The organism is Candidatus Neomarinimicrobiota bacterium (assembly GCA_016784545.1).
GTDB lineage: Bacteria > Fidelibacterota > UBA8477 > UBA8477 > JABMPR01 > JABMPR01.
In genome coordinates this window covers 26,675-37,188 of sequence record JADHUM010000044.1, presented here as the reverse complement: position 1 = coordinate 37,188, position 10,514 = coordinate 26,675, and the positions used below count along the sequence as shown (strand labels likewise).

Sequence of the window (10,514 nt, the reverse complement as noted above, 5' to 3'; positions counted from 1 at the left end):
TTTACAATTAATAACAAGAATAAATACAACTTATCTAGTTTATTATCAAAAGGTTACGCATGATCTGTCTAGTCGCGGGATCGAAACCCTAACTAAGTATCCTCTATTGGACCCCCGTTTTCACACAGCCTCTTAAGTCGGGTGCTTAAGGCATCAGTTCCTAGAAGAGGTAGTGAACACCAAACTGCATCTGCCACTTTGAGGCAATTGAAGTGTCATCCACATAGGAGTCTTCCAGTGAAGTGTTAAAGCTAAAATACGGTACACCATTGGCATCAACACCATTCACTGTGATTGGATTCCAGGTTGTAGAAAGCTGGCGAACACCCCATGCGGAGTTGATCATGTTGCCAACATTCAAAATATCAAGTGAGAACTGAAGGGTGTGATCCATACCACCCAGCGCCAGAGAAACTTCCTGAACCGCTTTGATATCAAGCTGGCTGAACCAGGGCAACATGGCACCATTACGCTCGGCGTATTCACCACGGCGGGTGCTCAGATAATCATCCTGTTCGATGAATGCATCCAAGGCTATCCACTGTTCGTCAGCATCGGAAGCTTCAATGAGAAGGCCAGTAGTAGCATCAACGGTTGTTGCAAAATGGATGTCACTGGCATCTTCAGGAACATAGAGCAGATCATTGTTTGGAATAGCATCACCATTGAGATCACCGGCATAGGTAAATGAATAGCGGTTGCCAACGCCTGTTTCAAAGAACATGGCCAGGGATGAATTCATTTTGCCAAAGCTCTTCTTATAAACGGCCGAGGAAATAATCCGGTGTTTCAAGCCATAGCGTGAGTATGAGTAGATCGCACTATTCGGTCCATCAACAATAGGATTTCTCTGAAAGGCATCTGCAGCGATCTCGGCAGGAATAGATGTAAGATCCTTTGAGGTAATGTTGGTATAAGAAACATTGGCAATCATTCCAAAGTCAAACTTCTTAGCCACTTTACCAGTGAAGGACTGCTGGAAACCCTGGTCCGTATTATCGAGTACAATTGCACCTGCATCGAGGAAGGTGTTTGAAACACCCGCTGCCGAGTAGATGTTGACTTCATTAAACCCTGCGAACATGGGTCGAGTATCACCAGTTCCAGAGAGGTTGGCCGATGGAGCCAGCATGTTGTAATTGCGATGAACCACGGCGTTTACGTCTTTGGAAAAAATAGCTTCCAGTGATACAAGCCAGTCTCCCGCAAAGGCCTTGTCAACAGCGACATCGGTTTTCCAAACCTGGGGATACTTAAAATCATCAGCAGTATCATTGATCTGGAACGTGTAAAAAGGGCTCAGCTTGGCATTTGATGCTTGATTACCCAGCCATACAAAGGGGATGCGACCTGTAAATATTCCTGAACCACCACGTAGCTGCATGCTTCTATCACCATGCACGTCCCAATTAAAACCAAGACGGGGAGCAAAGAGTGGTTTGGCTTCAGGCCAGGTAGAAGGATCCACTTCTGCAGCATTTCCGTCTTCATCAACCCAACCAGTAAATCCCGTGATGCCAGTATCCTCATCAATTTCATTGAGATATAGGGGATAGTCCACACGGAGACCCAGGGTTAGTTTAATATCGTCACTGGCACGGAACTGATCCTGTGCATAGACTCCTAATTGACCAACATCTACATAAGCCCAGGCATAGTCGTTGGCATCTGATGCAGCAGCTTGTGCATTGAAATCAATTTCAGTGTCATCATTATTCAGAAATTCCTGAACGGAACCAAATGTATCCCAGGGATAAAAGAACAGATTGAAAGAGTTGTCAAACTTGAGGATCTCAAGATTCACGCCTGCAGTCAGGGTATGTTTATCCATGTAATAGGTCAGGTTGTCAGTGAATTGAAACACATCCTGATAAAGCCTGTTATGTGTGGAAAACATCTCTGATCCCATGGATATGGCCAGGTTACCACTACCATCGAAGATATCTACCACAGGCCATCCAACAGATTTTGGTTCGCGCTCATCGCGAAACATGGTGTAACCAACCATTAACTTGTTGGCCAGCTTATTTGAAAAACGAGAATTCAACTCAGCCACATACGAGTTGATCTTATTGAAAATCCGATATGATGAATTCTCAAAAGGCAGTCTGAAGCTGGTTGGACCGCGGCCGATTATAGCCTCTGGATGGGGGAGAATGTCTTTCCATGAATCCAGATAGTTATAGCGAAAGGTCAGGTTGTGAGACTCGTTGATATTCCAGTCAATCTTTGCCAGCAATTTATTGTTAAAGGTCTCGTGGTTATAGCCCTGGTATGCACCAGGTTCATAACCCCAATAATCTCTAAGGCGGGCTTGAACCATAGCTATAGAATCAGCATCTACAGAGGTCACATTGGCACCTGTGCTGCCATCATCAGCGATGAAATTATGAGCGAGTTGATCGCGACGTTCTGCTTCCAGGTTGACAAAATAGAAAAGCTTGTCCTTGATAATTGGTCCACCTAGCGAAATCCCGCTTTGGGATGTGGCAAAGTCAAGATTCTCTGCCTCCACATCACCCACCTTGGTTCCAACCAGGGCTTCATTTCTAAGATAGTGATAGACTGAAGCTTTGAAGGTGTTGGTTCCAGATTTGGTCACGGCATTGATACCGGCACCGGTAAAACCACCCTCGCGAACATCAAAGGGAGCTATGGATACCTGGACCTGTTCAATGGCATCCAGGGAAACGGGTTGTGCTTCTGTCTGACCACCAGGAACGGCATAATCAAGACCGAATGGGTTGTTAAATATGGATCCATCAAGTGAGAAGTTGTTATAAAGATTGTTGCGACCCCCAAAGGAGTTACCATCACTTTCAGGTGTCATGCGGGTAAAATCTTTTTGTCCACGCGAAATGGTTGGCAAGCTCTCAAGCAGTTCAGTGTTGATGTTTGTTTCTGCACCAGTCCGGTTGGGATTTATCTCACTTTGCCCTGCGGTTACGATGACAGTACCGCCCTCCATGGCCTCTTCCTGAAGATTGAAACCGTAGAATTGATCTACATTAAGAGCCAGAAACAGGTCATCTTTTCTCTGATCAGAGTATCCGATGTAGCTAGCTGAAACTATATAAGGTCCACCAATCTTCATGTTGGGGATATAGTAGTAGCCATCGGTCATTGTCGAAGCACCATAAACGGTACCCGTGGGAACGTGTAGTGCAATAACGTTTGCTCCGACCAGCACCTCACCATCAGTATTGGTAACCTTGCCGCTGATAGCGGCTGTGGTGACACCCTGGCCATAGATTATGCCGGTCAGAAGTATCAACATCATAAACACCCGGCCGATGAATAGCTTCATACATTTACCTCCTTCATTGTTTACTGCAGTTGTTCAAGGTAAAAAGATGCGAAGGAATAAAAAACAACTATCTCAGTGACTTGGTTTATTTTGAATAGAATATTCTCGGAAGAATAAAAGCCTCCCAGCAAAAAAAGTCGAAAGGAGCTCCAGGAAAAACAAAATTTCAGACTTATCCAGCGGAATGATATACGATTGTGCCGTTGCATTTACTTAGCATTGACAATAGTTTCGTAAGACCCAAAATTTGATTTGATATACTGAAAGGACAATCATGAAAACAAAAAAACTATGGTTCGTGGCCATTGCAGGGCTGATGATCCTGGCCTGCGCAGAAAAAGAACCAGCCTATCCCTGGATTACCGATGCTTCCGTGCAGGTGGAAACCAATGGTAAATTGGTGGGATATGAATTCTTTGCAAAGTGGTGAGGCTCCTGTAATCGGCTGGACGCCGAAACATTTATTGACCCTGCGCTCATCACGTTTGCTGAAGAGAATTTCATATCCTATCATCTCAATGTAGACTCCACCCAGAACAAAGAACTTAGCAAGAATTTCAACATTACCGGCATTCCCGCGTTTGTCTTTGTGGATGAAGAGGGTAATGAGGTCGATCGCATTGTTGGCTATATGCCTCCCCAGGAATATCTGGCTGAGATGACCCGTATTCGAAACGGCATCAACACGGTTCCAGATCTTATCAGGCAGCTTGAGGATGATCCAGACAATGCAGACCTCCTGGTTAATCTCGCTGGCAAAGTGGAATCCATGAGTGGTCTCAAGGTTGCCATGACATACTGGGAAATGCTCTTCGCTTTAGATGGTGTAGATCCAGTGCTGCATTCAACGGCAGCCTTAAAAATGGCTCTTTACCACGCCAAAGAGAATGAAGACCCTGAAACCCTGGTGTCCTTTATCAATAACGAGACCAATACAGAAGTTCTCCCCAAGGCCTATGATGCACTACGGAACTTTTACCGCGGGGCTAAAGATAAAGAAGCCGAAGCAGACACTTATCGCCGTTATGTTGATTTTATGTCTGGCGTGCACAAAGAAAGCACAGGATTTTTGAATGGTTACGCCTGGCGCATGACCGAGCTTGAATTAAACCTGGAGAATGCCCTGGAGCGTGTGACCCAGGGAATCGACATGCTCGCCGAAGATGCAAGTGCTCGTGAAAAAGCCCAGGTCATGGACACAAAGGGCGAAGTGCTCTGGAAGCTTGGTCGCATTGACGAAGCCGTTGCGATCATGGATGAATGCATAGTACTTCAGCCTGAAGACGTCTACTATCAGGAACAAAAAGCAAAGTTCCAAACACCCAGTTAAACTGATTCTACATTGAGAAATGAAGGAGGCCTCGATTTTCGAGGCCTCTTCTTTTTATCACGCATGTCGTGGAGTTGTATTTATATAGAGGACATCTTTTCCAACATGTCGATGCCGTTTTGGTTGTCTGGATTGATGCGAATAGACTTCTTATAGTATCGTTTTGCTCGCCGAATATCGCCCTGGTTCATATAGGCCTCTCCAAGACTATCATAGACATTGAAAGACTTGGGGTATTCTTTCACATTTAGTTTGAAAATATTTATAGCATCATCCAGGCGGTCTTTTCCAATCAAATAATAGCCCAGCATGTTGAGAGCGTTTTCATTAAAACCATAGTCGTCAGGATTCGATTTTTTTAAGTCTCGATAGACTTTGATGGCATCGCTTCCCGTGCCTTTTTGTAGGGCATGAAAAAGAGGAGCGGTTAAAGACTTTTTCACTCCGTTATTTTTCATGGTTAATCCTCGATTGACTGTTTGAATCCAAAAGCCCTGGTTTGGGTATGCATGATCGTCATCTGCCAGTACTGAAAGAATGTTTTCATCAATCATGTTTTTTGGGGTTTTTCCAGCAGTCACGGCCCTCTTGATCAGGGGGACACTTTTTTCCAGTCGTTCCACATATTCGGTGGCTTGGGTATAATTGAAATTATCGCCATGGGATTGAATAAAAGTTACATCCCCAGGGAAAAAAGAAAGTGCTTTACGGGCCAGTTCCGGAAAGCCTCTAAAATCACCGCCACGGGCAAAATCAACCATGGGGTAGGAACCCGATTTGAGAACACCACCAGTGCAGGCGACTTTTGATTGGGGAAAATATACCAGGAGGTCATCTTTGCAATGTCCCCCGGCTACTGGAATCAATCTGATTTCCTCTCCGTTAAAGGTAAAGCTGGTATCATCATCAATAGATATTGAAGGGAAGGCTTTTTGAGGCCACTCAACCAGGACGTCAAGATCACCCTGCATGAGCTCTGTGCTCGCCGCATGGGCCACAATTTGAGCCGTTTCACCAAGGTATTTATTCATACTGGTGTGATGATCATGGGAGTGGGTGTTGATTACCTTGACCACGTTCATGTCACTCAGTTCTGCCAGAGCTTTCATGAGTTCTGTGTGGGATTGCTCCATGCCGGGATCTACCAGCAGAATGCCGTCAGGTCCAATGGAGGCAAGTGTACTAACGGGATAAAAAGTGGTGACCTTAAAATGATACAGGGTCTCTGACATCTTTGTGGTTTCAATTGATGTCTTTGGCTGGGCCAGGATCATGGTTGAAATCGCCAACAATCCCACCAGAAGCAATATCGATTTACTTGTTTTCATCAGGAGTCCTTCCTTAAGTGTGTGTCATGAGGGCAAGGTACTCCAAAGCTCCGGCGAGCGGCTTTTTTTTCGCCAAAGGGTCACACCTCTCGATGTCTGGCTAAAAAAGGATGTCAAAAAAAACGCCCCGCAAAAGCAGGGCGTTTGATTTATGCAAAGCGGTGTTGTATCTAGAAAGAAAAGCCAGTTTCGATGCTTGTCTGAGCAACAACTTCGCCTGAACCGGATCCGGTATCAATTTCACCGTCACCATTCAGATCAATGTAGCTCTGACGGAAGTCCCAGGTCAGTGTGGCTCCACCACCCAGACCAACCGTCACTTTGTATCCCAGCAAGGTTCCTTCGCTGACAATATCAAAGGGATCATCAACATTCATACGCAGGATATAGGCATTAGCTCCTTGTATCTTTGGAATTAGGTTTGGTGCGAGACCGATGGAACCCTGAATACCCTTAACGACATCATCTCCCGAAGCCATGTGCTGATAGCCAGCCTGCAAAGTTACCAACCCAAAAAGGTCGGCACCGAGACTACCAAAAACACCCATCATGGATGGATTATCATAGAGCTTTTCATAACGGGTACGTGGTGTTAATCCCATTCCGGCATAGTTGACGAAACCAACTCTCTCCAGATCATAGTTGCGATCAAACAAACCGTAGATAAAGTTGCCTGTAGGAGTAATTCTGAATTCCAGACTGGCTGTGAGGAAATTAAATATCTGTGCACGTAGACCAGGAGCTGTTGCGCCCATGCCATAAAGCACTTCTTTCTTTCGAATCACATCATTATCGTCATAATACATGGAGTCAGCAGTACCAAAATACTGACCAGCCTCTGCAAAGATGATCAGCTTCAGCTTGTCCATATTGAGAATGGGGTAGGCCATATCAACGCTTACACCCCCCACAGTACTGGGGTTTTCGCTGATATCAAAGGGATCTGGTTTGCGTGTGATTTCATCATCCCAATTTCTGGTGGGATCTGGCGTGTAATTATCTGTTTTACCATCACCGTCAATATCCCATTCATCATCCGATGCATCTGGGCGTCCATCCCCATCTGTATCCTTAGAATAAGCGGCATCATCGGGAAAATCATCCACCAGATTGGGGATATAATCCCCATCATCATCCTTCAGACCCAGGTACTGATTATTGTCCATAACAACAGTGCTGCCAAAAGTGAGTTTTCCTAGTGAAAAGGTTCCACGTAAACCCATGATTCCCAGGCCGGTGCTCTCCCCACTAAAAGAAAACTCCTTGTAATTGGCGACGACATTTTCAATTCCAAAATTCCCGAGTTTAAAACCAATATGATGTCCCGTCTTTCTAACAGAGGGGTATTCCATCATGTTTGAATAACCATTCATAAACAACCCATATCCGAGAACTACATTTTCAAGAGTTCCCACTCGGACATAAAGGGGATCACCAGGTTCGCCCCAGCGGACATACATAATTTTGTCAATGACATCCTTGGCGTCATTCCACTCATCTTTTCGAATATTTCCATCCTGATCCATGTAGATAACCACATCCAGACCAATCCCGAATTTACCGATTGAAAAATCTGGGCGTAAGGCGATCTGGTTATAGAGCTGACCATCAATGGTAACCGCACCAAAACCAGCATCCATGGCAAGACCGCCACCACCACCGCCATCTTGTTCAGCCTCTTCTTCTTCAGCCTCTGGTGTTGTTTCTGCTACAGCTGACGGGGGCACTGGTGGCATATCATCAGTTGTTGTGTCACCCTCTTCTTCAACCATTTCGGTTTCTGTTGCTGTGGAATCTGATCCAGCATCACCAGTTTCTTCTTCCACTGCAGGTGTCTCTTCTTCAGGGTCTTGAGGAATCGACCCCTCTTCAGTCTCACCTGTCTGAATATATCCATCAGTGGTAGAGCTAACCGTTTGACCGGGACCAGCCGTGCTGATCATACCGGTGAGGTTATTCATCACATCGACCTGACCTTCAGTGACAATCACTTGATCACCTGTTTCGGGGTCAGTTATGGTCCAGAACGCAGTTCCTTTAATGGAGGCAACAGAAGTTGGTGTATGGAGTTGAAAACCGAAATCAGCACCCTTTTCATATTTTGTAAGGGCTTGACCATATTCGAGACGAACATGGTAACCGGTTCCACCAATGTCTTCTACAAGGGCGATAGCGACTTCTGAATTCTCGCGAAGCTTTACTTGGCTTTTATCATCAAGAAGCAACATCACGGCAAAACCGTCATTTACTTTGATCTGATCATTGTTTTCCAGGATCATTCCCATGGTTACAGGGGTGTTATAATCGAAATCTTCTGCCTTTTGTATCAAGACATCACCTTGAACCTTGGAGATCACCGCGACCTTCTCGGCGTAAACGCCGCTGGCCAAAACCAGAGCAAAGACTAATAGGGTAACAATTCTTTTCATGTGTGCTTCCTCATTCTGTATGGATTTATATCCTTTTGATATCAGTGCCGAATTTAACAAACAGCCAAGACCCACCAAGCTTTTTCCTTGTGATTTAGAATATGGGAATTCCTGGGCTTTCCCGATTTTTGAAAGCGCTTTGGCAAATACACAGCCATAGAAAATAGAGGCGCTAAATCCGATTTTGCTTGCCCAAGTTATTTAAACACAATAAGTTTGTTTATCTGGGGTAATTAACCATGCCTGACACCCGGGGGAGAGCTCATTTGGTGCTCACATATAACGTGCTAAAGCCAGTCAGAAAGGAGAATTATGGGTTTTGAAATAACAGGAATATTTGTCCTGATGATTCTCGTGCTGGTGCTTCTGGTTCTGGAGGTCATCCCCATTGATGTTCTGGGTTTGGGTCTGCTGCTGGTGCTGTGGTTCACGGGCTATGTAGATAGCGATCAAGCTATTGCCGGGTTTAGTAACAAGGCCGTTCTCACGGTTGCAGTAATGTTTGTGTTGAGCCACGCCCTGGTTAAAACCGGTATCCTTGAAAATTTCGCCAAATATTTTATAGAGCTGGAAAACAAGGTGAAGTGGCTGGGAATAGGGTTATTCTTTGTTACTGTAAGCCTTTTTTCTGGTTTTATCAATAATGTGGCGGCTGTGGCCATTTTTATCCCAGTTGCCATGCATATGGCCTCAAAATTTAGAATTTCGCCCTCTAAATTACTTATACCCCTCTCCTATGCAGCCATCTATGGTGGCACCATTACACTTATTGGAACCTCAACCAACCTGCTTGTCAGCGCTGTTGGTGAAGACCACGGCTTACCGGCACTTGGTATGTTTGAGTTTTTACCTCTGGGGCTTGTCTTTCTTGTGGTGGGATCCATCTATAGTCTGTTTGTTTTGCCCCGCCTGTTGCCGTCCCGAGCTCCAGTGAGCACCCTGGTGGGTAAATACCACATGTCGACCTATCTCACTGAGTTCAAGATTGACGAGGGCTCACCCCTCATTGGATCGAATTGTCGAGAGCGACAGGTCAATGAACGTTATGAAATTACGGTGCTGGATATCATTCGTGATGGTGTTCACCTGGCTGGCAATGTAGGTGAACTCACACTTAGACAGGGCGACATTTTACTGACCAAAGGTGCCATAGATAAATTTTTAAAATTTCACCAACAGGAAAAGGTCCTGGCACTTTCGGATGTAAAACTGGGCGAAGATGAACTCCAGGAAGGTGACAATGTTTTGGTTGAAGGTCTGATCGGACCAGAGTCAACGCTTTACGATAAAACCTTGAGTGATCTGGATTTCAGGAAGAGATATCAAGCATTTGTGTTGGCAATCAGTCGCAGGGGTGGCACGATCAAACAAAAGATAGCCCATATACGCCTCCGCTTTGCTGATACCCTACTCATGCTCATGCCTGCTGACCAAATCGCAGAAATGCGCAATGATCCAGATTTGATTATCCTCCAGCACCATGAAATTAATATGCGCAAAAAAAGGATCCGCTGGCTGGCCGTCATCATTATTCCCATCATTATGCTGTCGGCAGCCACCGGCTTCGTCGATATTCTGGCTGCTGCCCTGGCTGGGGCTTTTCTTCTCCTGGTAACAAAGCATATCTCAACCCGGGAAGCCTACAGTGCTATTAATTGGCCCGTCATTATCTTTATTGCGGCTTTTATTCCCTTTGGAACCGCCATGGAAACCAGTGGTGCAGCTCATTTGGTCGGTTCAAGTGTAACCGCCATGGCCAGCGTCTTTTCAGACAGGCTTGCGCCTTATGTGCTGCTTTCCAGCCTCTATTTAATCACTGCCATCATCACGGCAGTTGTTTCAAATAATGCCGCCGCCATTGTGTTGACCCCCATTGCCATCGCAGCAGCAAACAACATGGGTATCGACTCCAGGCCACTGATATTCACCATCTGTTATGCAGCATCAGCCAGTTTTATGACGCCCATTGGATATCAAACCAATCTCATGGTCTATGGTCCCGGAAAATACCAGTTTATGGATTATGTGAAAGCCGGTGCTCCCCTGAATTTTATTTTCTGGGTAATTGCATCTGTGATGGCGCCAATTTTCTGGCCTTTTTAAGAGGTTAGGAGAAAATA

At 45.4% G+C, this 10,514-nt stretch carries 6 protein-coding genes; 3 read left to right on the top strand and 3 right to left on the bottom strand.

Annotated features, from left to right (window positions below; genetic code table 11):
* Window positions 1-160: 160 nt before the first annotated feature.
* Entirely contained in the window at window positions 161-3,307 is a 3,147-nt protein-coding gene (locus tag ISR87_10750) for a TonB-dependent receptor (GenBank protein ID MBL7025925.1), read from the bottom strand.
* Window positions 3,308-3,581: 274 nt separating this feature from the next.
* Here ISR87_10750 and ISR87_10745 point away from each other — a divergent pair, with 274 nt between their 5' ends.
* Both ISR87_10745 and ISR87_10740 read left to right on the top strand, forming a co-directional pair.
* Window positions 3,582-3,737 (top strand): hypothetical protein, encoded by a 156-nt coding sequence (locus ISR87_10745; protein MBL7025924.1) that lies wholly within the window; start codon window positions 3,582-3,584, stop codon window positions 3,735-3,737.
* Between the two features lie 15 nt (window positions 3,738-3,752).
* A complete protein-coding gene (locus tag ISR87_10740; protein ID MBL7025923.1) occupies window positions 3,753-4,637 on the top strand; it encodes a thioredoxin fold domain-containing protein in 885 nt (294 codons plus the stop codon).
* An 80-nt stretch (window positions 4,638-4,717) separates the two neighbouring features.
* Here the strand turns inward: ISR87_10740 and ISR87_10735 are convergent, their stop codons facing one another.
* Entirely contained in the window at window positions 4,718-5,965 is a 1,248-nt protein-coding gene (locus tag ISR87_10735) for an MBL fold metallo-hydrolase (protein MBL7025922.1), read from the bottom strand.
* Between the two features lie 170 nt (window positions 5,966-6,135).
* Window positions 6,136-8,394, bottom strand: coding sequence for a FecR domain-containing protein (locus tag ISR87_10730; GenBank protein ID MBL7025921.1), 2,259 nt, complete (start codon window positions 8,392-8,394; stop codon window positions 6,136-6,138).
* Window positions 8,395-8,706: 312 nt separating this feature from the next.
* Here ISR87_10730 and ISR87_10725 point away from each other — a divergent pair, with 312 nt between their 5' ends.
* Window positions 8,707-10,497 (top strand): SLC13 family permease, encoded by a 1,791-nt coding sequence (locus ISR87_10725; protein MBL7025920.1) that lies wholly within the window; start codon window positions 8,707-8,709, stop codon window positions 10,495-10,497.
* Window positions 10,498-10,514: the final 17 nt, after the last annotated feature.